Raw genomic sequence first — 25,586 nt, forward strand, 5'->3', positions numbered from 1 at the left:
CGCGGGGCGCGGTCAGGCGGTCGCGGTCGAATGCTGGGCGGTGGCCGAGCCGAAGCGCTTCTCGATGTAGTCCTCGACCAGCGTCTGGAACTCTTGCGCGATGCGCTCGCCGCGCAGCGTCAGCGCCTTCTCGCCGTCGATGAAGACCGGCGCGGCCGGTGCCTCGCCGTTGCCCGGCAGGCTGATGCCGATGTCGGCATGCTTGCTCTCGCCCGGGCCGTTGACGATGCAGCCCATCACCGCGACCTTCATCTTCTCGACGCCCGGGTAGCGCGCGCGCCACACCGGCATCTGATCGCGCAGGTAGTCGTCGATCTGCTTGGCCAGTTCCTGGAAGGTGGTGCTGGTGGTGCGGCCGCAGCCGGGGCAGGCGGTGACGCTCGGGTTGAACGCGCGCAGGCCGAGCGACTGCAGGATCTCCAGCGCGACCACCACCTCTTGCGTGCGGGCCTCGCCGGGCTGCGGCGTCAGCGACACGCGGATCGTGTCGCCGATGCCCTGCTGCAGCAGCAGCGACAGCGCCGCGGTCGACGCGACGGTGCCCTTGGTGCCCATGCCGGCCTCGGTGAGGCCCAGGTGCAGCGGGTAGTCGCAGCGCTTCGCGAGCGCCTGGTAGACGCTGACGAGGTCCTGCACGCCGGACATCTTGCACGACAGCACGATCTGCTCGCGCCGCAGGCCGATCTCTTCGGCCCGCTTCGCGGATTCGACCGCCGACGTGATGATCGCGCGGTACATGATCTGCTGCGGCTCGAACGGCTCGGCGCGGCGGCCGTTCTCGTCCATCATCTGCGCGAGCAGTTCCTGGTCGAGGCTGCCCCAGTTGACGCCGATGCGCACCACCTTGTCGTGGCGCGCGGCGGCCTCGATCATCTGTGCGAACTGCTTGTCGCGCTTGTCGCCCTTGCCGACGTTGCCGGGGTTGATGCGGTACTTCGACAAGGCTTCGGCGCAGGCCGGGTGCTCGGTGAGCAGGCGGTGGCCGTTGTAGTGGAAATCGCCGATCAGCGGCACGTCGATGCCCATGCGGTCGAGCTGGTCGCGGATGTGCGGCACCGCCGCTGCCGCCTCGGGCGTGTTGACGGTGATGCGGACCATCTCGGAGCCGGCCACCGCCAGCTCCTTCACCTGGATCGCGGTCTCGATGACCTGCACCGTGTCGGTGTTGGTCATCGACTGCACGCGCACCGGCGCGCCGCCACCGATCGTCACGGTGCGCGCGCCCCAGCGCACCTGCGCCTGCACGGTGGCGCGCTGCACCGGGCGTGCCGGCTCGATGAACTCGTCGTCCAGCAGCGACGCCGACAAGGAAGCCGACAAAGCAGCCGACGAGGAAGAGGTGGCGGTCATGGCTTACTCGAGATCGAACTTGGCGATGTTGTCACGCGTGGCCGTCATCGACACCGCGCGGCCGCGGTAGGTCACGCTGGTGGCGGAGACATTGCCGATTCTGACGTGAAGCGGGGAAGCCCCGTCCAGTCCCAAGGACTCTCCGGGTTGCAGCGAGCGCGACACCAGCACGGTGCCGCGGCCGTCGATCACCTCGACCCAGGATTCGGCGCTGGCCTTCAGCAGCAGCGCGCCGGAGGTGGTGCGCGGCGCGGCGGCCGAGGCAACCTGCGCGACCGGCGGGGCCGCCGCCGTGGCGGAAGACGGCATCGGCGGCACCGGCGTCGAGTTGGGCGACGCGACCGCAGGCACGGTCGACGATGCGGTCGGCGGCATGGCAGGCACCGAGGCGGTCGGCAGCGTGACGGTCTCGACCACCGTGTTCGGCGGCAATACCGGCGGCATCAGCGCCGACGGCTCCGACGCGCCGGCATCGGCCGGCACCGGCGACGGCGACGACGCTGCCTCGGAGACACGCGGCAGGTTGGACGCGATCCAGCCGCTCGGCAGCAGGTAGACCGCTGCGGCGGCCAGCGCCAGCAGCAACGCGCCGATGACGCCCGGGTTCTTCAGGAAGCTCAGGTCGGTCGGCACGCCACCGAGCGGCTTGTCGCGGAACGGCGCGTTCAGGCCCTGGCTCAGGTGGTCCAGCCGGTGCGCCTGCGGCTGCGGCAGCAGCGCGAGCACCGGCGCCGCATCGATCTTCAGCGTGCGGCAGACGGTCTGCGCCAGCGCGCGCGTGAACGTGGCATCGGGCAGTTCGTCGAAACGGTCGGCCTCGAGCATCTCGAGCTTGCGCGGCGCGACCTTGATCGAGGTCGCCAGCGCGGCGATGTGCAGGCCGCGCGCCTGGCGGGCCTGGCGCAGCAGCATGCCGGCGGTCACCGTTTCGGCGGCCGGGGCCGGCGCCGCTGCGGGTTCCACCGCCGGCGTCGCGCCAGCGGGCGCCGCGCCTTCGGGGTCGGGTTCAGCCGGCACCGGATCACTCATCGAACTGCCCCCGCTCGAACGCCGACGATTCGCGCGATTGCGGGAAGCGGTCGCGCAACTGGCGCCCGAGGTCGACCACGCCCTGGCGGTTGCCGAGCTTGTTCTCGACGCGCGCGGCCAGCCACAGCGTCTGTGCGCTCGACTGGTCGGCCACCGCATTGACGCGGCGGATGTAGAAGCGTGCGCGCTCCAAGTCGCCGCGGCGCAGCAGCACCTCGGCCAGGTTGACGCCGGTGGCCGGGTTGGCCGGGTCGAGCTCGTAGGCGCGCAGCAGCGTCGCCTCGGCCTCCGGCCACTGGCCGGCGCGTGCCTGGCACACGCCCTTGGCGAGGATCGAGCGCACGCTGCCGGTGTACTGCGGTGCCGTCATCGCCTGCTCGAACAGCGGGAAGGCTTCGTCGTAGCGTTTCTGCTGGCACAGGTACCAGCCGTAGTTGTGCAGCGTGTCGCCGTCGCGCGGGCTCAGCTGCAGCGCGCGGCGGAAGCTTTCCTGGGCCAGCGCGTCGTCGTTCAGCCCGGCATAGATCAGGCCGCGCAGGTTGTAGCCCTCGACCATGTCGGGCTGCGCCTGCAGCGCGAGCTTCACTTCGTCGAGCGCGGTGGTCAGCTGGCCGCGCGCGAAATACGCGCTCGCGAGCTCCATGCGCACGCGGGCGCGCTTGCCGGCCTCGGTCTCGTCGGACGACGTCGTCCGGTCCCGGCTCGCCTGCTCGACACCGTTCACGGTGGTGGTGGTGGTACAGCCCCCGATCAACGCGGACAAGGCCGCAACGGCCAGCGTGATCGACAAGCAACGACGTCCCCAGGTCATGAACGGCCCTCCTTCGAGCGTGATGTGATGTCTGCAGATTCGGAGGCAGGCCGGTGCACGCGGATCGGTGCACGGGTCATGCGCTTGTGGGCCTGGGTGCGGTCCTGCACCTCGCCGGCGAGCTGGCCGCAGGCGGCATCGATGTCGTCGCCGCGCGTCTTGCGCACCGTCGTCACGACACCGGCGTCCTGCAGCACCTGCGCAAAGGCCGTCACGCGCTCGCGCGGCGAACGCTTCAGGCCGGACTGCGGGAACGGATTGAACGGAATCAGGTTGAACTTGCACGACACCGCCTGGCTGATGCGCACCAGCGCACGGGCATGCTCCGGGGTGTCGTTGACGCCGTCGAGCATGCAGTACTCGAAGGTGATGAAGTCGCGCGGCGCCTTGTCGAGGTAGCGGTTGCAGGCCTCGAGCAGCTCGGCGATCGGGTACTTGCGGTTCAGCGGCACCAGGTCGTCGCGCAACGCGTCGTCGGGCGCATGCAGCGACACCGCCAGCGCCACCGGGCAGTCGTCGCGCAGCCGGTCGATCATCGGCACGACGCCCGAGGTCGACACCGTGACGCGGCGGCGCGACAGGCCGTAGCCGTGGTCGTCGAGCATCACGCGCAGTGCCGGCACCAGCGCCGAATAGTTCTGCAGCGGCTCGCCCATGCCCATCATCACGACGTTGGTGATGGCCCGGTCGCCGGCGGCCAGGTTCAGGCGGCGGCGCAGGTGGTGTTCGGCGAACCACAGCTGGGCGACGATCTCGCCGGCGGTGAGGTTGCGGCTGAAGCCCTGGTGGCCGGTGGAGCAGAAGCGGCAGCCGACCGCGCAGCCGGCCTGCGACGAGATGCACAGCGTGCCGCGGTCGTCTTCGGGGATGAACACCGTCTCGACGGCATTGCCGCCGCCGACGTCGAACAGCCACTTGATGGTGCCGTCGGTGGACGCCTGCTCGCTGACGACCGCCAGCGGCGTCACGCAGGCGACGCCGGCGAGCTTGTCGCGAAGCGACTTCGCGAGGTCGGACATCGCATTGAAGTCCGACGCGCCCTTCTGGTGGATCCAGCGGAACAGCTGGGTCGCGCGAAAACGCTTCTCGCCGAGCCGCTCGCAGTAGGCAGCGAGCCCGTCGAGGTCGAATTCGAGGAGGTTGGTGAGACTCATGCCAGCCTCCATCGCGAGAGATGTCGCCCGCTCAGCGCGAGTAGACGTTCATGCCCGGGAAGAAGAACGCGATCTCGACAGCCGCCGTCTCCGGGGCGTCCGAGCCGTGCACGGCATTGGCGTCGATGCTGTCGGCGAAGTCGGCGCGGATCGTGCCCTTCTCGGCCTTCTTCGGGTCGGTGGCGCCCATCAGGTCGCGGTTCTTGCCGATGGCGCCTTCACCTTCCAGCGCCTGGATCATCACCGGGCCGGAGATCATGAAATCGACCAGGTCCTTGAAGAACGGACGGGCCTTGTGCACCGCGTAGAACGCTTCGGCTTCGCCGCGCGACAGGTGGGCCATCCGGGCGGCCACGACCTTCAGGCCCGCGCCTTCGAAGCGGCTGTAGATCTGGCCGATCACGTTCTTCGCGACGGCGTCGGGTTTGATGATGGAAAGAGTACGTTCGATCGCCATGATTTTTTCTCCTGAATCAAGCACTTGGCAAAGCTTCGGATTGTATCGCTTGAAGCACCGGCGGCGACTGCCGCCGGGTGCCTGGAACGGTCTTGTCGCGCCGTGGACTCAGCGGCCGCCGCGGCGACCACCGCCGCCACCGCCGCCGCCATAACCTCCACCGCCGCCGCCGTACCCACCGCCCCCGCCACCACCACCGCGATTGCTGCCGCCCCGGCCACCGCCGCCGCCCTTGCCGCCACGGCGGTGGAAGGCATCGGCTCCGAGGTAGCCCATCGAGGTCTGCAGCGGATCCGGCTCGCGCGGGCCGCCCCCCTTTTTCGGCGCGTTCGGCCGCGGCGGCGCACTGCCGCCCGGCCCGAAGCCGCCGCCGCCGCGGCCGAAACCGGCGCCGCCCGCGGGCGTGCGCGGCTTCTGCACGAAGCGCTTGTCGAAGGTCTGTTCGAGCGGATTCGGGATCTTCGACGGGTCGAAATCCAGGCCTTCGTCGTCGCGGTCGAAGTCGTCGGGCTGGCGTTCGCGCGCCTGTGCCGGCATCTGCTGTGGTTGCGGCTGGCCCTGGCCCGGGGCGTTGCGGTTGCCGCGCGGTCCCCGGTCCTGGCGATCGTTCGGACGCTGGGCGTCGCGGTCGTTGCGCGGCCGGTTCTGGCCGGCGTTGTTGTTGCCGCGACCGCGGTCGTTGCCGCGGTTGTCGTTGCCGCGGCCTTCATTGCCGCGGTTCTCACCACGATTCTCGCCACGGTTGTCCTGGCGCCCCTGCGGCGGGTTGCCGTCGCGCCGCTGGCCATCGCCGCCGCCGGCAAGGCGACGGATCGTGCGCACGTCGCTGTCCTCGAGGTCGACCCAGACGCCGCGCTTCAACCCGCGCGGCAGCACCACGGTGCCGTAGCGGATGCGGATCAGCCGGCTGACGGTGAGGCCGACGGTGTCGAACAGCTTGCGCACCTCGCGGTTGCGCCCTTCGGTGATGACCACGCGATACCAGTGGTTCGCACCCTCGCCGCCGCCATCGACGATCGACTTGAAGCCCGCGACCTGGCCTTCGACCATCACGCCGGCCAGCAGCTTGGCCTTGTCGCCCTCTTCCAGCGTGCCGAGCACGCGCACCGCGTACTCGCGCTCGACGCCGAAGCGCGGGTGCATCAGCTGGTTGGCCAGTTCGCCGGAGTTCGTGAACAGCAGCAGGCCTTCGGTGTTCAGGTCGAGCCGGCCGACCGATTGCCACTTGCCCTGCTGCAGGCGCGGCAGGCGGCGGAACACGGTGGGGCGGTGTTGCGGATCGTCGTGCGTGACGACCTCGCCGACCGGCTTGTGGTACGCGATGATGCGCGGCGCCGGCGGCACGATGCGCACGCGCACCGGCTTGCCGTCGACCTTGATGCGGTCGCCGAACGAGATACGCTGGCCGGTGTGGGCCGGCTGGTCGTTCACGGTGACGCGGCCGTCGGCGATCATGTCTTCCATGTCGCGGCGCGAGCCGACGCCGGCCTGGGCCAGCACCTTGTGCAGCTTCGGCGCGTCGGGGTCGGCCTGCAGCACGCGCTTGCGCTCGGCAGCTTCCTCGGGGGTGATCTCGGCGGCAACCTCATCGCCGCCGGCCTCTTCGCCGTCATCGGCATCGACGCCTTCGTCGGCGCCGTCGGCAGCGAGCGATGGCGCGGCCGGCTCGTCGTTCGGCAGGCCCTCGGGCTCCGGGACCTCGGCATCGAAATCGCCGGACACGACGATCGCGAACAGGTCGCCCGCATCGGGCATCGCCGGCGCGGACAGGTGCGCCTCGGCGACGCCGAGCACCGCGTCTTCGCGGCGACGGTCCTTGCGGCCGCCGCGGCGGCGATTGCGCGACGCCCGCGTCGGCTGGCCGTTCTCGTCGACCTCGCGCTCGAGGCCGGGCGGGTCCCAGTCGGGGGGCAGCTCGGCGCCGGGTTCGGTGACGACCGTGAAGACCGCCGGCGCATCGGCGCCTGCAGCCGCGGCCGCATGCGACGGTTCAGCGGCGGCCTGGGCCGGCGCCGCGTCGGCAGCAGCCGCCTCGACGGGCTTGCGCGGCCGCTTCGTCTCGACCTGGATCATCTGCTCCACCGGAGGAACGGCAGCCACGGCGGCACCCTCTCCGGCATCGGCATCGGCATCGGCATCGACCTTCACCGCCGACTTGCGCTTGCGAGCCGGCTTGGCTGCAGGCTCGACCGCGTCCGCCGCAGCACCCTCGGCGTGTGCGGCCTCGACCGCCGCCTCCGGGGCTTCGGTGGCCGCAGCCTTGGGGGCGCGTCGACGCTTGGGCTTCGCGGCCGAGGCCTCGCCGCCATCGGCGTCGGCAGGCAGGGTCGTCGAAGAGTCGTCAGCTTGGTTCATGCGGTGTGTCCTCGGAGGCGGCGTCGGCCGCTGGCTCGGAATGAGAAGAAGAAGGGGCGGGGGAATCGGCGACGCTGTCGGCGCCGGGTTCGATGGCAGGTTCTGGCGCGGGGTCACCGGCGGAGTCGCTGGTGGGATCGACCGCGGGGTCGAGCGCGGCCTCGGCGTCGGCGGCCGGTTCGGCCGCGGTGTCGGCGAGAGTTTCGGCGAGGGTTTCAGCAACGGGCGCCGCTTCGGCATCGGCCGGCAGCGACACCTCGATCGCCAGCTCGCCGTCGAGCGCCAGTGCGCCCTGCTCCGGCTCCAGCAGCGACGGCTGGCCGGCCAGCGCCTCGGCCATCGCGCCGGGGTTCAGCGCCGAGCTTTCCAGCATCGGCAGCTGCTCCAGGCTGGCGAGCCCGAGGTCGTCGAGGAACTGCCGGGTCGTCGCGTACAGCGCCGGGCGGCCGGGGGCCTCGCGGTAGCCGATCGCGTCGATCCAGCCGCGGTCTTCGAGCTGCTTGACGATCTGGCTGCTGACGGTGACGCCGCGGATGTCCTCGATGTCGCCGCGCGTGACCGGCTGGCGGTACGCGATGATCGCGAGGGTTTCCATCACGGCGCGCGAATACTTCGGCGGCTTCTCGGGGTTCAGGCGGTCGAGGTACTCGCGCATCTCCGGCCGGCTCTGGAAGCGCCAGCCGTGGGCCAGTGCCACCAGCTCGACCCCGCGCTCGTCCCAGTCGCGCATCAGCTCGTCGAGCAGCGCGCGCAGGGTGTCGGGGCCGAGTTCGTCGGCAAACAGCGCACGCATGTCCCGCAAGGGCATCGGCTGCTGGGCGCAGATGAGCGCGGTCTCAAGGACGCGCTTTGCATCCTGTGTATTCATTGACGTTCGATCACATCCTCGGCCGGCAGGGCCGGCAGGCATTCAGGGGGCTGGCTCCGTTCGCATCAGCCTTCGCTCGAATCCCGCGGCGCACCGGTGAAGCAGCTGGGTGGCTGGGCATCGGGGCGTCTGGACGTCATTGGCGAAGGCTGTCGAGCGCTTGGAGCGTCGGATTCGAGGCGTCCGCCTTGACAGCATCCATGGACGACCTCTGTGCAGCAATCCGTGCTGCGCGCCATTCACGTTGGCGCCGTCGCTTCCTGGGGTGGGAGCGATTGTGCGCCATTGTATAGGCCCTCCGGCAAGCCTGTCACCTGCGTTCTACAGGGCTTTCTCCGAGGCCTCGACGACCTGCTGCCAGGCGCGGGCCAGGTCGGCCGGCGGCGCGGCCTCGAACTGCATCGGCTGCCCGCTCGCCGGGTGCGCGAAACCGAGCCGCGCCGCATGCAGCGCCTGGCGCGTCAGCCCCAGCCCCGGGCGCCCGCCGTACAGCGCGTCCGACAGCAGCGCGTGGCCGCGCGTCGCCAGGTGCACGCGGATCTGGTGGGTGCGCCCGGTGTGCAGCTTGCAGCGCACCGCGCTCACCGCGCCCTCGTCGAACTCTGCCAGCGCGACCCGGCTGACATCGGTCTGCGCCGGCTTGCCGCCGCCGACCACGGCCATCCTGACGCGCGATTGCGGGTCGCGCGCGAGCGGCGCGTCGATGCGGAACGGCTGCGACGGCACCCGCCCGTGCACCAGCGCCTGGTATTCGCGCCGCACCTCGCGGGCGGCGATCGCCCGCACCAGCGCCGTCACCGACTGCAGCGTCTTGCCGACCACCAGCAGCCCCGAGGTGTCCTTGTCGAGCCGGTGCACGATGCCCGCTCGCGGCAGCGTCGCTGCGGCCGGGTGGTGCGCCAGCAGCCCGTTCAGCAGCGTGCCCGACCAGTTGCCGGCGGCCGGGTGCACGACCATGCCCGGCGCCTTGTCGACGATGATCAGCGACTCGTCCTCGAACACGATCGGCAGCGCCATCGCTTCGGGGCGGAACGCGCGGCTCTCGGGCGTCGGCACCAGTTCGACCACCAGCTGCTGGCCGGCCGACACCTTGCGCGAGGCCTGCGTCATCGGCCGCTCGTCGACCCACACATGGCCGCCTTCGATCAGCGTCTGCAGGTGGTTGCGCGAGAACTCGCCGGCCATCGCGACCAGCGCCTTGTCGAGCCGCACGCCGTGCAGGCTGCGGTCGATCAGCGCGACGCGGCGCTCGGGCGCATCGGCAACGCCGGCCTCGAGCGCATCGTCGCCCACCTCGGCCGGATCGATGCCCTGCGCGGACTCGGGGGTCAGCGACAGGTCGCTGGGGGGGTGAACCATATAATCGCCGCTCTTCTTTCGACAGGAAGCGCCGCAGCGGTGGCGCCACGAGGCTCATGAATGTGATTCGCTTGGTTGGCCGGTGGTCGGCCCTGGCATCGGTGGCCGTCCTGGCCGCGCTGCTCACGGCCTGTGGCTCGACCCCGAAAGACGAAACGGCCGGGATGACCGTCGAGAAATTGTATGCAGAGGCGAAGTCCGAAGCCGATGCCGGCAGTTACGAGCGCGCGCTGAAGCTCTACGAACGCCTCGAAGGCCGGGCCGCCGGCACGCCGCTCGGGCAGCAGGCGACGCTGGAGCGAGCCTACCTGAACTACAAGACCGGCGAGAAGGCGACCGCGCTGTCGATCCTCGAGCGCTTCCTGAAGCTGCACCCGACCAGCCCTGCCTTCGACTACGCGCTGTACCTGCAGGGCGTCGTCAACTTCAACGACAACCTCGGCCTGTTCAGCAGCATCGCGCGGCAAGACCTGTCCGAGCGCGACCAGCAGGCGTCGAAGGACTCGTTCCAGTCGTTCAAGCAACTGGTCGACCAGTTCCCGCAGTCGAAGTACACGCCCGACGCACAGGCGCGCATGCGCTACATCGTCAACTCGCTGGCGTCGTACGAGGTGCACGTGGCCCGCTACTACTACCGCCGCGGCGCCTACGTGGCCGCCGCGAACCGGGCTCAGCAGACGGTGCAGGAATTCCAGCAGAGCCCGGCGACCGAAGAGGCGCTGCACCTGATGGTGATGAGCTACGACAAGCTCGGCCTGGTCCAGCTGCGCGACGACGCCGGGCGCGTGCTGCGCCAGAACTATCCCAACAGCGAGTTCATTGCGTCGGAGCCCTTGCCGGCAACGGCGCAATAAGCTCCGCTAGAACGGCAGTGCCTGCGCCTGCAGGCCCTTCAGCCATTCCAAGGCCTCGGCCTCGCTCATCACCCGCGTCATCGGCGGCAACGCATCGCGCAGCCGCTTGCCGTAGTTCATGCCGGCCATGCGCGGGTCGCAGATCACCAGCAGCCCACGGTCGGTTTCGCTGCGGATCAGCCGCCCCGCGCCCTGCTTCAGCGACACCGCCGCCTCGGCGATGAAGTAGTCGGCGAACGGATTGCGCCCTTCGCTCTCCAGCCGCCTGACGCGCGCTTCCACCAGCGGATCGGTCGGCGGCGGGAACGGCAGCTTGTCGATCATCACGCACTGCAGCGCGTCGCCGGGCACGTCGATGCCTTCCCAGAAGCTCTGCGAGCCGACCAGCACCGAGCGCGGCTGCGCGAGGAACTGCTGCAGCAGCTGCCGCTTCGGCATCGAGCCCTGCATCAGCACCTGGATGTTGTCGCCCTCGGTCTCGAAGGTGTCGCGCAGGCGGTCGCCGACCGTCTGCAGCGCCCGCAGCGTGGTGGTCAGCACGAACGTGCGCCCACCCAGCGCCCGTGCGCAACGCGCGGCCAGCGCGGCCACCGCCGGCGGATGCGCCGGCTCGTTCGGTTTCGGGAAGGCGGCCGGGATGTACAGCCGCGCATGCGCTTCATAGTCGAACGGGCTGCCGACGCGCAGCGTCAGCGCATCGTCGAGCCCGGCCGACTCGGTGAACCACGACAGCCGCTCGTCGTCGCCGAGCGTCGCCGACGTGAAGATCCACGCGCGCGGCGCCGCCTCCATCTGCTCGCGCAACGCGTCGCGGATGTCGAGCGGCGACTCGACCAGCCGCGCCTGGTGCGGCGACAGGTCGATCCAGCGCACCTTGCCCGGCTCCGCTTCCTGCTCGAACTGCGCGGCCATGCGGCGGAAGTTCTGCGCCCGCTCCATCAGCTTCGAGAAATCGGGGGCGATCTCGCTGACGGTGTCCAGCCCCAGCTGGGCCGCTTCGCACGCCTGCGCGACGCCCTGCAGCGCGCTGCCGAAATCGGCGCGTCCGGCGCGTTCGTCCCAGCGCAGCTTCAGGCTGCCGCGCACCTCGCGCAGCGGCCCGGCCGCGGCCATGCGCAGCTCGCGTGCGGCCTTGTCGCAGGCGGCGGCCAGGTCCTGCCACGGCGCGAGGCCGCGCGCCAGCTGCAGGCCGGCGCCGAGCATGTCGCGCGCGAAATCGATCACCTGCCCCGTGCCGAGCGTCGTGCCGAGGAAGGCGACGCCGGCCTCGGCCAGCTGGTGCGCCTCGTCGAACACCGCCACCTCGACGCTCGGCAGCAGCTCGGCCACGCCCGAATCGCGCAATGCCATGTCGGCGAAGAACAGGTGGTGGTTGACGACGACCAGGTCGGCGGCCATCGCGTCGCGCCGGGCCTTCATCACATGGCACTGGCGGTAGTCGGGGCACTCGCTGCCGAGGCAGTTGTCGCGGGTGGAGGTGACCAGCGGGATCACGCTGGAGCGTTCGTCCAGCCCGTCGAGCTCGGCCAGGTCGCCGCTGGTGGTGGCGCGCGACCAGGTCTCGATCTTCGCCAGCGTGCGCACCGCCCAGCGGTCGGGCAGCTGGGCCGACTGGCGCGCCTGGTTCATGCGGTGCGTGCACAGGTAGCTGGCGCGGCCCTTCAGCAGCGCGATCGTCACCGGCAGCCCGAGCGCATCGCGCAGCCGCGGCAGGTCGCGCAGGAAGAGCTGGTCCTGCAGGCTCTTGGTCGCGGTGCTGACCAACGCCCGCGCGCCCGACAGCAGCGTCGGCACCAGGTACGCGAAGGTCTTGCCGACGCCGGTACCAGCCTCGGCGACCAGCGCATGCCGCCCGTCGATCGCCTGCGCGACCTGCTGCGCCATGCGCTGCTGCACCTCGCGCTCGACATAGCGCTCGTCGGCCTGCGACAGCGCGCCGCCCTGCGCAAAGGCTTCGGCCACGGCCTCCTCGAGCGGCGTCAGATCAGGCGGGTTCGGGAGGGTCAAGCTGGGCTTCCAGTTTCGAGATCTGGTCCCGCAGGGCCAGGCGCCGCTTCTTCAGGCGGCGCATCACCAGTTCGTCGCGAGGAGCGTCTTCGCCGGCCAGGTCGATCAGGCTGTCGAGGTCGGCGTGTTCCATCCGAAGCTCGATGAGGCGGCGCTGCGGCGAGTGCAGGTTGTCGTCCATCGAGGAGAACGTCGCGGAGTATTGCAAGTGAATGTGAGTGCAAAGCGATTATAGTTTTCGCCCATGAGCACACCCCCAGGATATCGGCTGAATGCCGCCACCGGCATGCACCGCGGCGACCGAGCCTACCAGCAGGACCAGGTCGAAATCCTGCCCCACCACCGGGTTCCCGGGTGTGCCCTCGCGGTGCTGGCCGACGGCATGGGCGGCAAGAGCGGCGGGCGCAAGGCCGCCGACCAGGTGGTGCTCACCGCGCGCCAGCTGTTCGAGCGCTACAGCCCGAACCAGGACGATCCTTCGGAGCTGCTGAAACAGCTGGTGCTCGAAGCCCACCTGATGATCAAGCTGACCGCGATCACCGCCGAGGAAGAACCGCACAGCACCGCGGTGGCCTACCTGATCAGCCCGTCGCGCGAGTGCGACATGATCCACGCCGGCGATTCGCGCTGCTACCACTTCCGCGGACCCGACATGGTCCGCCGCACCATCGACCATTCGTTCGTGCAGCGCCTGGTCGACGAAGGCCAGATCAGCGAGGACGAGGCCAACACCCACCCGCAGTCGAACCTGCTGACCGGCTGCCTCGGCACCTACCAGGACCCGCCGCTGACCCTGCACCACATCGACCAGTTGCAGGTCGGCGATTCGGTGCTGTCGTGCAGCGACGGGCTGTGGCATTACTTCACCCCGAAGGAGCTCGGCGCGATCGTGCACACGCTGCCGCCGCGCGAGGCGAGCGAGATGCTGGTGACGAAGGCGCGCCAGCGGGCGCGGGGGACGGGGGACAACCTGTCGCTGGCCCTCATCCGGATCGACGCCCTCGGCTGAGGTTCTTTCCGGGCCGCACTCCCCGGATTGGCATTCGAGCTGCCTAGGGCGACGACGCGGCGGGCATCGGCAGCGCGGGCTTGCGCTTCGCCGCCTTGTCGCGGTTGCGCTTCTCGATCTCTTCCTTGTGGGCCTGCGCCTCGCGCTGGCGAGCCTCGAAGCGCTCGCGTGCCTGTTGCTCGTCGGCGCTGCGATCGACCGGTGCGGGTCGCGACGCAGCCGGCAACAGCGGCTTCGCCTCGCGGGGCTTCGTCACGCGCGGCGCACGCGGCTCGGGCGGCGGCTTGTTGATCTCGTCCCAGGCCTTGGCCTCGCGCCGGCGGCGGTGCTCGGCGCTGCGCTGCTGGCGCTCCACCTCGTCGAGCGCGATCTCCTGCTGGTGCAGGTTGTCGAGCGACTGGCGGCGGTCGGCCCGCGCCTGGTCGATGCACGAGGTCACGACGAAGCGGCGCTTGCATTCGGCCTCGCGCTGCGCGTACTGCACCTCGGCCGCCTGGCGCTGCTTCGCGATGCGCTCGCGCTCGGCCTGGCTGGACGGCGCGTCCTGTGCCCGCGCCGGCACAGGCGCCAGCGCGGCGATCGACAAGAGGGCGATGACGAGCAGCCGGTTCATGTCAACCGAGTATCCACGTCCCGCCGCTCGAGCGACAGGAATTCCTTCGATTGCATCTCGTTGAGCCGCGACACCGTGCGCGGGAACTCGTGCGCCAGCGGGCCGTCCTTGTACAGCTCCTCCGGCGGCACCGCGGCCGACAGGATCAGCTTCACGCGGCGGTCGTACAGCACGTCGACCAGCCAGGTGAAGCGCCGCGCCTCCGACGCCAGCCGGGGCGGCATCTGCGGCACATCCGACAGCAGCACGGTGTGGAACTGCGTCGCGAGTTCGAGGTAGTCGTTCTGCGAGCGCGGTCCGCCGCACAAGGTCTTGAAGTCGAACCACACCACGCCGCCGGCCTTGCGCCGCGCCTGCAGCTCGCGGTGCTCGATGTGCAGCACCGGCGGCTCGTCCTTGGCCTCGGCCAGCTGCGTGAAGGCGTCGGCCATCGCGGCATCGGCGTCGGGGCCGAGCGGCGTGTGGTACAGCGTCACCTGTTCCAGCGTGCGACGCCGGTAGTCGGTGCCGTTGTCGACGCTGATGACCTCGAGCTTCTGCTTCAGCAGCTCGATGGCCGGCAGGATGCGGTCCCGGTGCAGCCCGTTCGGGTACAGGTCGTCGGGCTTGAAGTTCGAGGTGGTGACGATGCTGACGCGGTTCGCGAACAGGCTGTCGAGCAGCCGGTGCAGGATCATCGCGTCGGTCACGTCGGCGACGTGGAACTCGTCGAAGCAGATCAGCCGGTGGCGCCGCGAGATGCGCGCGCCCAGTTCTTCGAGCGGGTTGACGATGCCCTTCAGCTCGGCCAGCTCGCGGTGCACCTCGCGCATGAACTCGTGGAAGTGCAGCCGCGTCTTGCGCTGCAGCGGCACGGCGTTGAAGAAGCAGTCCATCAGGAAGCTCTTGCCGCGCCCCACCCCGCCGTGCATGTAGACGCCGCGCGGCAGCGGCGGGCGCACCAGCAGCTTCGTGATCGCGTTGCTGCGCCGCGCCTTGTAGGCTTCCCACTCGTCCTGGCAGCGCTGCAACGCGGCGACCGCGGCGAGTTGCGCCGGGTCGCTGTGGTAGCCGCGCTCCGCGAGCGTCTGCCGGTACAACTCGGTGACGGAGACCATCGACAGCGACAGCGCCCGATCAGAAGTTCAGCGTTCGCTTGTCGATGGCCAGCGCGGCTTCCTTCGTGGCTTCGCTCAGCGACGGATGCGCATGGCAGATGCGCGCGATGTCTTCGGCCGAGGCCTTGAACTCCATCGCGACCACCGCCTCGGAGATCAGCTCCGACGCCATCGGCCCGACGATGTGCACGCCGAGGATCTCGTCGGTCTTCGCGTCGGCCAGGAACTTGACCATGCCGGTCGTGTCGCCCAGCGCGCGCGCCCGGCCGTTCGCGAGGAACGGGAAGGTGCCGGCCTTGTAGGCCCGGCCCGCGGCCTTCAGCTGCTGTTCGGTCTGGCCGACCCACGCGATCTCCGGCGAGGTGTAGATCACCCACGGGATCGTGTTGAAGTTGACGTGCCCGTGCTGGCCGGCAATGCGCTCGGCCACCGCGACGCCCTCTTCCTCGGCCTTGTGCGCGAGCATCGGGCCGCGCACCACGTCGCCGATCGCCCAGACGTTCGGCAGGTTGGTCTTGCAGTCGTCGTCGACCACCACCGCGCCGCGTTCGTCGAGCTTCAGGCCGACCGCTTCCGGGTTCAGGCCGATCGTGTTGGCGACCCGACCGATCGAAACGATCAGCTTGTCGACTTCCAGCGTCTGCGCTTCGCCCTTCGCGTTGGCATACGCGACGGTGACACCCTTCTTGCCGGTCTTCACCTCGGAGATCTTCACGCCCAGCTCGACCTTCAGGCCCTGCTTGTTGAAGGCCTTCTGCGCCTCCTTGGCGATCTGCTCGTCGACCGCGCCGAGGAAGGTCGGCAGCGCTTCGAGCACCACCACCTCGGCACCGAGGCGGCGCCACACCGAGCCCATCTCCAACCCGATCACGCCGGCGCCGATCAGCCCCAGCTTCTTGGGCACCGCCGGGATGCGCAGCGCACCGTCGTTGCTGAGGATCAGCTCCTCGTCGAACGGCGCGCCGGGCAGCGCACGCGGGTTGGAGCCGGTCGCGACGATCACGTGCTTCGCGATGACCGTTTCTTCGGCGGCACCGGCGACCTTGATCTCGTAGCCCTGTCCTGAGCCTGTCGAAGCGGCGCCCTCGGCCGCCTTCACGAACGAGCCGCGGCCGTGGAAGAACGACACCTTGTTCTTCTTGAAAAGGTACAGGATGCCGTCGTTGTTCTGCTTCACGACCGCGTTCTTGCGGCCCAGCATCTTGCCGATGTCGATGCTGAGGTCCTTCAGGCCGATGCCGTGGTCGGCAAAGGCATGGCCGGCGTGCTCGAAGTGCTCGCTCGACTGCAGCAGCGCCTTCGACGGAATGCAGCCGACGTTGGTGCAGGTGCCGCCCGGGGCGGGGCCGCCCTTCTCGTTCTTCCACTCGTCGATGCAGGCGGTGTTGAAGCCCAGCTGCGCCGCGCGGATCGCCGCGATGTAGCCGCCGGGGCCGCCGCCGATGACGACGACGTCGAATGATTTGCTCATCGTGATGTCCGGTTAGATGTCGAACAGCAGGCGGGCCGGATCTTCCAGCGCGTCCTTCATCGCGACCAGGCCCAGCACGGCTTCGCGACCGTCGATGATGCGGTGGTCGTACGACATCGCGAGGTAGTTCATCGGGCGGATCACGATCTGGCCGTTCTCGACCACCGCGCGGTCCTTCGTCGCGTGAACGCCGAGGATGGCCGACTGCGGCGGGTTGATGATCGGCGTCGACAGCATCGAGCCGAAGGTGCCGCCGTTCGAGATCGAGAAGGTGCCGCCGGTCAGCTCGTCGAGCGACAGCTTGCCGTCCTTGGCCTTCTGGCCGAAGCCGGCGATGGTCTTCTCGATGTCGGCGAAGCTCAGCTGGTCGGCATTGCGGATGATCGGCACCACCAGGCCGCGCGGCGAACCGACCGCGATGCCGATGTCGAAGTAGCCGTGGTAGACGATGTCGTTGCCGTCGACGCTGGCGTTGATCACCGGGTACTTCTTCAGCGCGGCGACCGCGGCCTTCACGAAGAAGCTCATGAAGCCCAGCTTCACGCCGTGCTCCTTCTCGAACTTCTCCTGGAACTTCTTGCGCATCTCCATCACCGGCGCCATGTTCACTTCGTTGAACGTGGTCAGGATGGCGTTGGTGGCCTGCGACTGCAGCAGGCGCTCGGCCACGCGGGCGCGCAGGCGGCTCATCGGCACGCGCTGCTCCGGACGATCGCCGAGATTCTGCGAGACCGGTGCGGCGACGGAAGGCAGCGGCTTGGCCACCGATGCGGCGACGGGCGCGGCGACCGGTGCGGCGACGGCCGGCTTCGCGCCGGAGGCGATTGCGCCCAGCACGTCGCCCTTGGTCACGCGGCCGTCCTTGCCGGTGCCGGTGACGGCGCTGGTCGACAGGTTGTTGTCGGCCAGCAGCTTCGCGGCCGCGGGCATCGCGACGTCGCTCTTGCTGGTGCCGGTGGGTGCAGCAGCCGCTGCGGCGGGCGCGGCCGCCGGAGCCGGCACGGCCTTGATCTCGAGCGGGCTCACCTGCGCGGCGGCCTCGGTGTCGATCTTCGCGATGACTTCATCGCTGGTGCAGCTCTCGCCGTCGTTCTTGACGATCTGCACGATCACGCCGGCGGCCGGCGCCGGCACTTCGAGCACGACCTTGTCGGTCTCGATCTCGATCAGGATCTCGTCGATGGCCACGGCTTCACCGGGCTTCTTCTTCCATTGCAGCAGCGTGGCTTCGGCCACCGATTCGGACAGCTGCGGAACTTTGACTTCTACGATTGCCATGAGGTTCTTTCTGGGTGTTCAGCACGGTTGCAGCCGCGCCGGCCACCGGGCCGGCAGGCTGCACCACGACTTGCTTATTTGGTGAGGACGAAGCCCTTGAGCTTGGCGAAGGCCTGGTCGAGCAGCGCCTTCTGCTGCTCCTGGTGCAGGTGCGCATAACCCACCGCCGGCGAAGCCGACGCGGGGCGACCCGCATAGCCCAGCCGCTGGCCGTCGACCATGTTCTCGTGGATGTAGTGCTGCACGAAGAACCAGGCGCCCTGGTTCTGCGGCTCGTCCTGGCACCAGACGATCTCGGTCGCGTTGGCGTACTTCTTCACCTCGGCCGCGAAGGCCTTGTGCGGGAACGGATAGAGCTGCTCGACGCGGATGATCGCCACGTCGGTGGCCTTCTTCTCGGCCCGGGCCTTCACCAGGTCGTAGTAGACCTTGCCGGAACACGCGACGATGCGCTTGACCTTGTCGGCCGGGATCTCGGCGCTCGCCTCGGGGATCACCGTCTTGAACTCGCCCTTCGTGAACTCGACGAGCGGCGACGTGGCGTCCTTGTTCCGCAGCAGCGACTTCGGCGTCATGATCACCAGCGGCTTGCGGAACATGCGCACCATCTGGCGGCGCAGCACATGGAAGATCTGGCTGGCCGAGGTCGGCTGCACGATCTGCATGTTGTTGTCGGCGGCCAGCTGCATGAAGCGCTCCAGGCGTGCCGACGAATGCTCCGGGCCCTGCCCTTCGTAGCCGTGCGGCAGCATCAGCGTCAGGCCGTTGGCGCGGCCCCACTTGACCTCGCCGGACGCGATGAACTGGTCGATCACCACCTGCGCGCCGTTGACGAAGTCGCCGAACTGCGCTTCCCAGATGGTCAGCGTGTTCGGGTCGGCGCTGGCGTAGCCGTATTCGAAGCCGAGCACGGCTTCTTCGGACAGAAGCGAGTCGATCACGACGAACGGGGCCTGGTTGTCGGCCACGTGCTGCAGCGGCGTCCAGGTGCCTTCGTCCCACTTCTCGCGGTTCTGGTCGTGCAGCACCGCATGGCGGTGCGTGAAGGTGCCGCGGCCGCTGTCTTCGCCGGACAGGCGGATCGGGTAGCCGCTCGCGACCAGCGATGCGAAGGCGAGGTGCTCGCCCATGCCCCAGTCCATGTTGATGTCGCCGCGGCCCATCGCGGCGCGGTCGGCCAGCACCTTCTCGACCAGCGGGTGCGGCTTGAAGTTCGCCGGCACCGTCGTGATGCGCTCGGCCAGGCGCTTGACCTCGGCCAGCGGCAGCGCGGTGTCGGCCGAATCGGTCCACTTCTTGTTCAGGTACGGCGACCAGTCGACCGCGTACTTGCTCTTGTAGTTGGTCAGCACCGGGTCGATGGTGTGCTTGCCGGCGTCCATCGCGGCGCGGAATTCCTTGACCATCGCGTCCGGGCCGTCGGCCGGCAGCACGCCCTGCGCCACCAGCTTGTCGCCGTACAGCTTGCGGGTGCCCGGGTGCTGCGCGATCTTCTTGTACATCAGCGGCTGCGTCAGCGCCGGCGTGTCCTGCTCGTTGTGGCCGAGCTTGCGGAAGCAGACGATGTCGACCACCACGTCCTTGTTGAACTCCTGGCGGTAGTCGAGCGCGAGCTGCGTGCACAGCACGACCGCTTCGGGGTCGTCGCCGTTCACGTGCAGCACCGGCGCCTCGATCATCTTGACCACGTCGGTGCAGTACAGCGTCGAGCGGGTGTCGCGCGGGTCGCTGGTCGTGAAGCCGATCTGGTTGTTGATGACGATGTGGACGGTGCCGCCGGTGTAGTAGCCGCGCGTCTGCGCGAGCGCCAGCGTTTCCATCACGACGCCCTGGCCGGCGAAGGCCGCGTCGCCGTGCACCAGCACCGGCAGCACGGTGTCGCCTTCCTTGTCGCCGCGGCGGTCGAGGCGGGCCTTCACCGAACCTTCGACGACCGGGTTGACGATCTCCAGGTGCGACGGGTTGAACGACAGGCTCAGGTGGACCGGGCCGCCGTCGGTGGTGACGTCGCTCGAGAAGCCCTGGTGGTACTTCACGTCGCCCGAGGGCAGGTTCTCGGGCGCGGTGTGGTCGAACTCGGCGAACAGGTCCTTGGGCATCTTGCCCAGCGTGTTGACCAGCACGTTCAGGCGGCCGCGGTGGGCCATGCCGATCACGATCTCCTGCACGCCCTTCTCGCCGGCACGCTGCACCAGCTCGTCCATCGACGCGATGAAGCTTTCGCCGCCTTCGAGCGAGAAGCGCTTCTGGCCGACGTACTTCGTGTGCAGGTAGCGCTCCAGGCCTTCGGAGGCCGTCAGGCGGTTCAGGATCTGCTTCTTCTGCTCGGCCGTGAAGTTCGGCTTCGAGCGGATGGCTTCGAGGCGTTGCTGCCACCAGCGCTTTTCAGGCTGGTCGGTGATGTGCATGTACTCGGCGCCGATCGAGCCGCAATACGTTTCGCGCAGCGCCTGCACGATCTGGCGCAGCGTCATCTGCTCGGACGTGCTGAAGTAGGTGTTCGTCGCGCTGAACGTGATGTCCATGTCGGACTCGCTCAGGTCGTAGAACGCCGGTTCCAGTTCGGGGATCTTCGGGCGCTCGACACGCTTCAGCGGGTCGAGGTCGGCCCAGCGGGCGCCGAGCACGCGGTAGGCGGCGATCAGCGACTGGACGTGGACCTGCTTGCGGGCGACCGCGAGGTCGGCGCTGCTGGCCTTGTTGCCGAAGGCGTTGGCCTTGGCGCGTTGAGCGAATGATTCGACGACCGGTGCATGCGGTACGTCGGCGGCCGACGAACCGTCGGCGGCAGGAACGTGCTGGAGGGCGTCGAAATAGGCGCGCCAGTTGTCGGGCACGGAGCCCGGGTTGTCGAGGTAAGCCTCGTACATCTCTTCGACATAGGGCGCATTGCCCCCGAACAGGTACGAGTTCGACCTGTATTCCTGCATCATTTCGCTCACCTTTCGCACTGGTTTCCAGCGCTGTAGTGGGTTAACAAACCTTCCGCGACACGGCTAGACCGACTGGCGGATTGCGACCCGCCTTGACTGCTCAACCAGCAAGGGGACGGGAAGGACCTGAAGTCACGGCCGGGACTGTAACACCGTTGGAATTCTGCGGTCCACCTCGTGGGATCGGCGTGTTTCGTGCGGACGACAATCGCCCGACTCCTTTGGTGGATTCATCCGCCCGACATGCGCCGCACCATCGAAATCCACCCCGCCGCGCCGCCCAAGCCGCCGCTCGGCCAGCCCTGCAACGGCTGCGGCGTGTGCTGCGCGAGCGAACCTTGCCCGGTCGGCGTGCTGGTCAGCCGGCGCCGACACGGGGCCTGTGCAGCGCTGGTGTGGGAGGTACAGGGCGGTTACCGCTGCGGCGTGCTGCTGCGGGCGCGCGGCTTGCGCGGGCCGGCCTGGCTTCGCCGCGCGGCCACGCGACTGGCAACGCGGCTGATCGCCGCCGGCCAGGGTTGCGATTGCGACTATGTGGTCGAACCGCGCGAGGTCGGACCGCATCGCTGAACGGCGTCGCGACCTCAGAACGCCTCGTCGCGGCTGGAGCGGTCCCACAGGTCCAGCCCGCCGTCCTGCGCATGCCGGTCGATCTCGGCCAGCTCCTGCGCGCTGAAATCGAGCCGCGCCAGCGCCGCGACGTTCTCGCGCAGCTGCTCGGGCCGGCTCGCGCCGATCAGCGCGGTCGTCACGCGCGGGTCGCGCAGCACCCAGGCCAGCGCCATCTGCGCGAGCGACTGCCCGCGCTGCTGCGCGATCGCCCGCAGCCCGCGCACCCGCTCCAGGTTGGCTTCCGACAGGTGCTCCGCCTTCATCGAGCCGCCACCCGGCTTGTTGATGCGCGCATCGGCCGGGATGCCGTTCAGGTACTTGTCGGTCAGCAGTCCCTGGGCCAGCGCACTGAAGGCGATGCAGCCGGCGCCTTCGGCGTCGAGCGTGGCGAGCAGCCCGCCTTCGATCCAGCGGTTCAGCAGGCTGTACGACGGCTGGTGGATCAGCAGCGGCACGCCGCGTTCGCGCAGCAGTTTCGCCATCTCGGCGGTCCTGGCGGCCGAGTACGACGAGATGCCGACGTACAGCGCGCGCCCCGACTGCACCGCGGTGGCGAGCGCCGACGCGGTTTCCTCGAGCGGCGTCGCGGCGTCGAAGCGGTGCGAATAGAAGATGTCGACGTAGTCGAGTCCCATGCGCCGCAGGCTCTGGTCGAGGCTCGCGAGCACGTATTTGCGCGAGCCGCCGCCCTGCCCGTACGGGCCCGGCCACATGTCGTAGCCGGCCTTGGTGGAGATCACCAGCTCGTCGCGGTAGGGCTTGAAGTCCTCGCGCAGCAGGCGGCCGAAGTTGCTCTCGGCGCTGCCGTACGGCGGGCCGTAATTGTTGGCAAGGTCGAAGTGGGTGATGCCCAGGTCGAAGGCGGTGCGCAGCAGCGCCCGCTGTTCGGCGAGCGGCGTCGCGTCGCCGAAGTTGTGCCACAGGCCGAGCGACAGCGCCGGCAGCTGCAAGCCGCTGCGCCCGCAGCGGCGGTAGGTCATGCCCTGGTAGCGGTCGGGCGCGGCGGCGTAGGTCATGGTTCCCCGGATGTCATTTGACGAAGTCGTACAGCGGCGCATTCTTGTCGACGATGTGCACGGTGAACAATTTCAGGGGCATGTCGCCGACCACCTTGAAGCTGCCGTGCTGCACGTCGCGCAGGTTCAGGCCGGTCAGGCCGGTGGGCATCATCGACGCCTCCTTGCCCGGCGCCTGCACCATCGCGCCCTGCAGCACGTGGAAGGCCTCGACGCCGTGGTGCACATGCAGGTTGCTGCTCTGCCCCGGCTTCAGCTCGACGATCGACGCGATCACCTCCATGTCGGGCGTGCCGCTCAGGTCGGTGCGCTTCTGCTCGGCGCGCTGCGGCGAATCGGTCAGCGTCTGGGCCGTCAGGCCGGTGGTCAGGCCGAGTGCGAACAACAGCGCACCCGACAGCGTCAGCGTCAGCCGGGAAGTCTTCATGGTGTCGGTCTCCTCGCGCGACATGCGCCGCGGCACTGTGCGCGCGGCTCGCGGGAGCGTCAATCGGGGCCGACGGCAGGGCTAAGGCCGCCAGTCGGTCAGGCGACGGACAACCGGCGTCGCGCCGCCTCGTACTCGCCATGCAACCGCTCCACCAGCGCACGCGCCGGCAGCACCTTGTCGATCGCGCCGATGCCCTGCCCGCAGCCCCAGATGTCCTTCCAGGCCTTGCGCGCATCGCCGCCGAAATTCATCTTGCTCGGGTCGCTCTCCGGCAGGTTGTCGGGGTCGAGCCCGGCCTTCACGATCGAGCCCTTCAGGTAGTTGCCGTGCACGCCGGTGAAGAGGTTGCTGTAGACGATGTCGTCGCTGCTGCTACCGACGATCATCTGCTTGTAGTCGTCGCTCGCGCGCGCCTCGTCGGTCGCGATGAAGGCCGAGCCGATGTAGGCCAGGTCGGCGCCCATCGCCTGCGCCGCGAGGATCGCGTCGCCGCTCGCGATCGAGCCGCTCAGCGCCAACGGCCCGTCGAACCAGGCGCGGATCTCCTGCACCAGCGCGAACGGGCTCTTCACGCCGGCATGGCCGCCGGCACCGGCCGCCACCGCGACCAGGCCGTCAGCGCCCTTCTCGATCGCCTTCTTCGCGAAGAAGTTGTTGATGACGTCGTGCAGCACGATGCCGCCCCAGGCATGCACCGCGTCGTTGACGTCGGTGCGCGCGCCGAGCGAGGTGATGACGACCGGCACCTTGTACTTCGCGCACAGCGCCATGTCGTGCTCGAGCCGGTCGTTGCTCTTGTGCACGATCTGGTTGATCGCGAACGGCGCGGCCGGCCGCTCGGGGTGCGCGCGGTCGTGCGCGGCGAGCGTCTCGGTGATCTCGGCCAGCCAGTCGTCGAGCAGCTCGGCCGGGCGCGCATTGAGCGCCGGCATCGCGCCGACGACGCCGGCCTTGCACTGCTCGATCACGAGCTTCGGGTTGCTGATGATGAACAGCGGCGAGCCGATCACCGGCAGCGGCAGGTTCTGCAGAACGGGCGGAAGCGACAAGGCAGGTCTCCGGTGGTCTGGGGGTCGTGGGCGATCAGAACGCGTCCATCGGCAGCGCCATCACGCTGTCGGCACCCTCGAGGATCGCGTCGCGCTGGCCGGGCACGCGGCTCAGGAGATGCTCGGCGTAGAAGCGCGCGGTCGACGACTTGGCGTTCAGGAAGCCCGCATCGCCCTCGCCCGCCTTCAGCTGCGTCTCGGCCACCAGCAATGCACGCGCGAGCTGCCAGCCGGCCATCAGGTTGCCGGCCAGCATCAGGTACGGCACCGAGCCGGCGAACACCGCGTTCGGATGCGCCTTGGTCGAGCCGGCGACGAAATCGACCACCTGCACGAAGGCCTCGCGGGCCGCGGCCAGGTGCTTGCGCACCGCGCGGGCGGCCACGCTGTCGCGGGTGGCGAGTTCGGCCTCGGTCTTCTCGATCTGCGCGGCGATCGCCTTCGCGGTCTGGCCGCCGTCGCGCGCAGTCTTGCGGCCGACCAGGTCGTTCGCCTGGATCGCGGTCGTGCCTTCGTAGATGGTCAGGATCTTCGCGTCGCGGTAGTACTGCGCCGCGCCGGTCTCCTCGATGAAGCCCATGCCGCCGTGCACCTGCACGCCCAGGCTGGTCACCTCCAGGCTCATCTCGGTGCTGAAGCCCTTCACCAGCGGCACCATGAACTCGTAGAAGGCCTGGTTCTGCTTGCGCACCTCGGCATCCGGGTGCGCATGCGCGGCGTCGTAGGCCGCGGCGGCCGTCAGCGCCATCGCACGGCAGCCTTCGGTCAGCGCGCGCATCGTCATCAGCATGCGCCGCACGTCGGGGTGATGGATGATGCTGGCGCTGCCGGCCACCGAGCCGTCGACCGGGCGCGACTGCACGCGGTCCTTCGCATAGGCCACGGCCTTCTGGTAGGCCCGCTCGGCCACCGCGATGCCCTGCATGCCGACCGCATAGCGCGCGGCGTTCATCATGATGAACATGTACTCCAGGCCGCGGTTCTCCTGGCCGATGAGTTGCCCGACGGCCCCACCGTGGTCGCCGAACTGCAGCACCGCGGTCGGGCTGGCCTTGATGCCCAGCTTGTGCTCGATGCTGACGCAGTGCGCATCGTTGCGCGCGCCCAGCGAGCCGTCGTCGTTGACCAGGAACTTCGGCACCAGGAACAGGCTGATGCCCTTCACGCCCTCGGGCGCGCCGGCCACGCGTGCCAGCACCAGGTGGACGATGTTGCCCGCCATGTCGTGCTCGCCGTAGGTGATGAAGATCTTGGTGCCGAAGATCCTGTACGTGCCGTCCGGCTGCGGCTCGGCGCGGGTGCGCACCAGCGCGAGGTCGGAGCCGGCCTGCGGCTCGGTCAGGTTCATCGTGCCGGTCCACTCGCCGGAGATCATCTTCGGCAGGAACAGCGCCTGCTGCCCGGGCGTGCCGGCGGTCAGCAGCGCCTCGATCGCGCCATCGGTCAGCAGCGGGCACAGCGCGAAGCTCATGTTGGCGCTGTTGATCATCTCGATGCAGGCCGCGCCGATGGTCTTCGGCAGGTTCTGCCCGCCGAAATCGGACGGGTGCTGCAGCCCCTGCCAGCCGCCCTCGGCGAACTGGCGGAAGGCCTGCTTGAAGCCCGGCGTCGTCGTGACCTGGCCGTCCTTCCACGACGACGGGTTCCTGTCGCCCTCGAAGTTCAGCGGCGCGAGCACCTCCTGGTTGAAGCGCGCGCATTCCTCGAGCACCGCCTGCGCCGTCTCCAGCCCGGCGTCCTCGAAGCCGGGCAGTTGCGCGACGGCTTCGAGGCCGGCGAGTTCCTTCATGCAGAACAGCATGTCCTTGACGGGTGCGACATAGCTCATCGTGTT

General features: G+C 69.2%; 22 protein-coding genes. 3 read left to right on the forward strand and 19 right to left on the reverse strand.

Annotated elements, in window-relative coordinates; all coding sequences use genetic code 11:
* Window positions 1–12: 12 nt before the first annotated feature.
* From ispG to FHT26_RS01765, 8 genes are all read right to left on the reverse strand, one after another.
* Window positions 13–1,350: a flavodoxin-dependent (E)-4-hydroxy-3-methylbut-2-enyl-diphosphate synthase gene (ispG, locus tag FHT26_RS01730; protein ID WP_168558461.1), complete on the reverse strand. Its 1,338-nt coding sequence runs from the start codon at window positions 1,348–1,350 to the stop codon at window positions 13–15.
* A 3-nt stretch (window positions 1,351–1,353) separates the two neighbouring features.
* Window positions 1,354–2,367 (reverse strand): RodZ domain-containing protein, encoded by a 1,014-nt coding sequence (locus tag FHT26_RS01735; protein WP_168558462.1) that lies wholly within the window; start codon window positions 2,365–2,367, stop codon window positions 1,354–1,356.
* 4 nt (window positions 2,368–2,371) lie between these two features.
* A complete protein-coding gene (pilW, locus tag FHT26_RS01740; RefSeq protein ID WP_168558463.1) occupies window positions 2,372–3,190 on the reverse strand; it encodes a type IV pilus biogenesis/stability protein PilW in 819 nt (272 codons plus the stop codon).
* Window positions 3,187–4,344 (reverse strand): dual-specificity RNA methyltransferase RlmN, encoded by a 1,158-nt coding sequence (gene rlmN, locus FHT26_RS01745; protein WP_168558464.1) that lies wholly within the window; start codon window positions 4,342–4,344, stop codon window positions 3,187–3,189. The genes pilW and rlmN overlap by 4 nt, the downstream gene beginning before the upstream one ends.
* Window positions 4,345–4,375: 31 nt before the next feature.
* Window positions 4,376–4,801: a nucleoside-diphosphate kinase gene (gene ndk, locus FHT26_RS01750; protein WP_056808777.1), complete on the reverse strand. Its 426-nt coding sequence runs from the start codon at window positions 4,799–4,801 to the stop codon at window positions 4,376–4,378.
* A gap of 108 nt (window positions 4,802–4,909) precedes the next feature.
* Window positions 4,910–7,156 carry a pseudouridine synthase gene (locus tag FHT26_RS01755; protein ID WP_246867662.1) on the reverse strand — a complete coding sequence of 749 codons (2,247 nt, stop codon included), beginning with the start codon at window positions 7,154–7,156 and terminating at the stop codon, window positions 4,910–4,912.
* On the reverse strand, window positions 7,143–8,066 hold the full coding sequence (gene scpB, locus FHT26_RS01760) for an SMC-Scp complex subunit ScpB (RefSeq protein WP_490362759.1): 924 nt from the start codon (window positions 8,064–8,066) through the stop codon (window positions 7,143–7,145). Before scpB ends, FHT26_RS01755 begins: the two co-directional genes overlap by 14 nt.
* Before the next feature lie 279 nt (window positions 8,067–8,345).
* Entirely contained in the window at window positions 8,346–9,383 is a 1,038-nt protein-coding gene (locus tag FHT26_RS01765; RefSeq protein ID WP_168558466.1) for an RluA family pseudouridine synthase, read from the reverse strand.
* A 56-nt stretch (window positions 9,384–9,439) separates the two neighbouring features.
* On the opposite strand from FHT26_RS01765, the gene FHT26_RS01770 reads away from it, so the two are divergent.
* Entirely contained in the window at window positions 9,440–10,237 is a 798-nt protein-coding gene (locus FHT26_RS01770) for an outer membrane protein assembly factor BamD (protein WP_168558467.1), read from the forward strand.
* Between the two features lie 6 nt (window positions 10,238–10,243).
* Here FHT26_RS01770 and yoaA read toward each other — a convergent pair whose 3' ends face one another.
* Together yoaA and FHT26_RS01780 are read right to left on the reverse strand one after the other, a co-directional pair.
* A complete protein-coding gene (gene yoaA, locus FHT26_RS01775) occupies window positions 10,244–12,244 on the reverse strand; it encodes a DNA repair helicase YoaA (RefSeq protein WP_490362760.1) in 2,001 nt (666 codons plus the stop codon).
* On the reverse strand, window positions 12,222–12,425 hold the full coding sequence (locus tag FHT26_RS01780) for a YdcH family protein (protein WP_168558468.1): 204 nt from the start codon (window positions 12,423–12,425) through the stop codon (window positions 12,222–12,224). The genes yoaA and FHT26_RS01780 overlap by 23 nt, the downstream gene beginning before the upstream one ends.
* A gap of 63 nt (window positions 12,426–12,488) precedes the next feature.
* Here FHT26_RS01780 and FHT26_RS01785 point away from each other — a divergent pair, with 63 nt between their 5' ends.
* Entirely contained in the window at window positions 12,489–13,253 is a 765-nt protein-coding gene (locus tag FHT26_RS01785; RefSeq protein ID WP_168558469.1) for a PP2C family protein-serine/threonine phosphatase, read from the forward strand.
* Between the two features lie 43 nt (window positions 13,254–13,296).
* On the opposite strand, the gene FHT26_RS01790 is transcribed toward FHT26_RS01785, so the two are convergent.
* The 5 genes from FHT26_RS01790 to FHT26_RS01810 all read right to left on the reverse strand — a co-directional run bounded on the left by FHT26_RS01790 (window position 13,297) and on the right by FHT26_RS01810 (window position 20,645).
* Window positions 13,297–13,866, reverse strand: coding sequence for a hypothetical protein (locus tag FHT26_RS01790; protein WP_168558470.1), 570 nt, complete (start codon window positions 13,864–13,866; stop codon window positions 13,297–13,299).
* Window positions 13,863–14,963, reverse strand: a complete 1,101-nt coding sequence (zapE, locus tag FHT26_RS01795; protein ID WP_168558471.1) for a cell division protein ZapE — start codon at window positions 14,961–14,963, stop codon at window positions 13,863–13,865. The genes FHT26_RS01790 and zapE overlap by 4 nt, the downstream gene beginning before the upstream one ends.
* 19 nt (window positions 14,964–14,982) lie before the next feature.
* Window positions 14,983–16,434 (reverse strand): dihydrolipoyl dehydrogenase, encoded by a 1,452-nt coding sequence (gene lpdA / locus FHT26_RS01800; RefSeq protein ID WP_168558472.1) that lies wholly within the window; start codon window positions 16,432–16,434, stop codon window positions 14,983–14,985.
* A 12-nt stretch (window positions 16,435–16,446) separates the two neighbouring features.
* Window positions 16,447–17,712: a 2-oxoglutarate dehydrogenase complex dihydrolipoyllysine-residue succinyltransferase gene (odhB, locus tag FHT26_RS01805; RefSeq protein WP_168558473.1), complete on the reverse strand. Its 1,266-nt coding sequence runs from the start codon at window positions 17,710–17,712 to the stop codon at window positions 16,447–16,449.
* 74 nt (window positions 17,713–17,786) lie between these two features.
* Window positions 17,787–20,645: a 2-oxoglutarate dehydrogenase E1 component gene (locus FHT26_RS01810; RefSeq protein ID WP_168558691.1), complete on the reverse strand. Its 2,859-nt coding sequence runs from the start codon at window positions 20,643–20,645 to the stop codon at window positions 17,787–17,789.
* Window positions 20,646–20,888: 243 nt separating this feature from the next.
* Between FHT26_RS01810 and FHT26_RS01815 the strand changes: the two genes are divergently transcribed.
* Window positions 20,889–21,215 (forward strand): hypothetical protein, encoded by a 327-nt coding sequence (locus tag FHT26_RS01815; protein ID WP_168558474.1) that lies wholly within the window; start codon window positions 20,889–20,891, stop codon window positions 21,213–21,215.
* Between the two features lie 14 nt (window positions 21,216–21,229).
* Here the strand turns inward: FHT26_RS01815 and mgrA are convergent, their stop codons facing one another.
* The 4 genes from mgrA to FHT26_RS01835 all read right to left on the reverse strand — a co-directional run bounded on the left by mgrA (window position 21,230) and on the right by FHT26_RS01835 (window position 25,580).
* Window positions 21,230–22,273 carry an L-glyceraldehyde 3-phosphate reductase gene (gene mgrA / locus FHT26_RS01820; RefSeq protein WP_168558475.1) on the reverse strand — a complete coding sequence of 348 codons (1,044 nt, stop codon included), beginning with the start codon at window positions 22,271–22,273 and terminating at the stop codon, window positions 21,230–21,232.
* 13 nt (window positions 22,274–22,286) lie between these two features.
* Window positions 22,287–22,700, reverse strand: a complete 414-nt coding sequence (locus FHT26_RS01825; RefSeq protein WP_246867663.1) for a cupin domain-containing protein — start codon at window positions 22,698–22,700, stop codon at window positions 22,287–22,289.
* 98 nt (window positions 22,701–22,798) lie between these two features.
* A complete protein-coding gene (locus FHT26_RS01830) occupies window positions 22,799–23,752 on the reverse strand; it encodes an NAD(P)H-dependent flavin oxidoreductase (protein WP_168558476.1) in 954 nt (317 codons plus the stop codon).
* Between the two features lie 34 nt (window positions 23,753–23,786).
* Window positions 23,787–25,580: an acyl-CoA dehydrogenase gene (locus tag FHT26_RS01835; protein ID WP_168558477.1), complete on the reverse strand. Its 1,794-nt coding sequence runs from the start codon at window positions 25,578–25,580 to the stop codon at window positions 23,787–23,789.
* Window positions 25,581–25,586 lie beyond the last annotated feature (6 nt).

The sequence above is a fragment of the Rhizobacter sp. SG703 genome (genome assembly GCF_012275445.1).
Classification (GTDB): domain Bacteria; phylum Pseudomonadota; class Gammaproteobacteria; order Burkholderiales; family Burkholderiaceae_C; genus Rhizobacter.

What these genes read in the sequence shown, in the direction of transcription:
- FHT26_RS01815 (WP_168558474.1), top strand. Translation starts at nt 20,889, where the DNA reads ATGCGCCGCACCATCGAAATCCACCCCGCCGCGCCGCCCAAGCCGCCG.
- FHT26_RS01765 (WP_168558466.1), bottom strand. Translation starts at nt 9,383, where the DNA reads ATGGTTCACCCCCCCAGCGACCTGTCGCTGACCCCCGAGTCCGCGCAG.
- FHT26_RS01810 (WP_168558691.1), bottom strand. Translation starts at nt 20,645, where the DNA reads ATGATGCAGGAATACAGGTCGAACTCGTACCTGTTCGGGGGCAATGCG.
- zapE (WP_168558471.1), bottom strand. Translation starts at nt 14,963, where the DNA reads ATGGTCTCCGTCACCGAGTTGTACCGGCAGACGCTCGCGGAGCGCGGC.
- odhB (WP_168558473.1), bottom strand. Translation starts at nt 17,712, where the DNA reads ATGGCAATCGTAGAAGTCAAAGTTCCGCAGCTGTCCGAATCGGTGGCC.
- mgrA (WP_168558475.1), bottom strand. Translation starts at nt 22,273, where the DNA reads ATGACCTACGCCGCCGCGCCCGACCGCTACCAGGGCATGACCTACCGC.
- pilW (WP_168558463.1), bottom strand. Translation starts at nt 3,190, where the DNA reads ATGACCTGGGGACGTCGTTGCTTGTCGATCACGCTGGCCGTTGCGGCC.
- ndk (WP_056808777.1), bottom strand. Translation starts at nt 4,801, where the DNA reads ATGGCGATCGAACGTACTCTTTCCATCATCAAACCCGACGCCGTCGCG.
- FHT26_RS01780 (WP_168558468.1), bottom strand. Translation starts at nt 12,425, where the DNA reads ATGGACGACAACCTGCACTCGCCGCAGCGCCGCCTCATCGAGCTTCGG.
- lpdA (WP_168558472.1), bottom strand. Translation starts at nt 16,434, where the DNA reads ATGAGCAAATCATTCGACGTCGTCGTCATCGGCGGCGGCCCCGGCGGC.
- ispG (WP_168558461.1), bottom strand. Translation starts at nt 1,350, where the DNA reads ATGACCGCCACCTCTTCCTCGTCGGCTGCTTTGTCGGCTTCCTTGTCG.
- rlmN (WP_168558464.1), bottom strand. Translation starts at nt 4,344, where the DNA reads ATGAGTCTCACCAACCTCCTCGAATTCGACCTCGACGGGCTCGCTGCC.
- FHT26_RS01825 (WP_246867663.1), bottom strand. Translation starts at nt 22,700, where the DNA reads ATGAAGACTTCCCGGCTGACGCTGACGCTGTCGGGTGCGCTGTTGTTC.
- FHT26_RS01785 (WP_168558469.1), top strand. Translation starts at nt 12,489, where the DNA reads ATGAGCACACCCCCAGGATATCGGCTGAATGCCGCCACCGGCATGCAC.
- FHT26_RS01790 (WP_168558470.1), bottom strand. Translation starts at nt 13,866, where the DNA reads ATGAACCGGCTGCTCGTCATCGCCCTCTTGTCGATCGCCGCGCTGGCG.
- FHT26_RS01835 (WP_168558477.1), bottom strand. Translation starts at nt 25,580, where the DNA reads ATGAGCTATGTCGCACCCGTCAAGGACATGCTGTTCTGCATGAAGGAA.
- scpB (WP_490362759.1), bottom strand. Translation starts at nt 8,066, where the DNA reads ATGCCTGCCGGCCCTGCCGGCCGAGGATGTGATCGAACGTCAATGAAT.
- FHT26_RS01770 (WP_168558467.1), top strand. Translation starts at nt 9,440, where the DNA reads ATGAATGTGATTCGCTTGGTTGGCCGGTGGTCGGCCCTGGCATCGGTG.
- FHT26_RS01755 (WP_246867662.1), bottom strand. Translation starts at nt 7,156, where the DNA reads ATGAACCAAGCTGACGACTCTTCGACGACCCTGCCTGCCGACGCCGAT.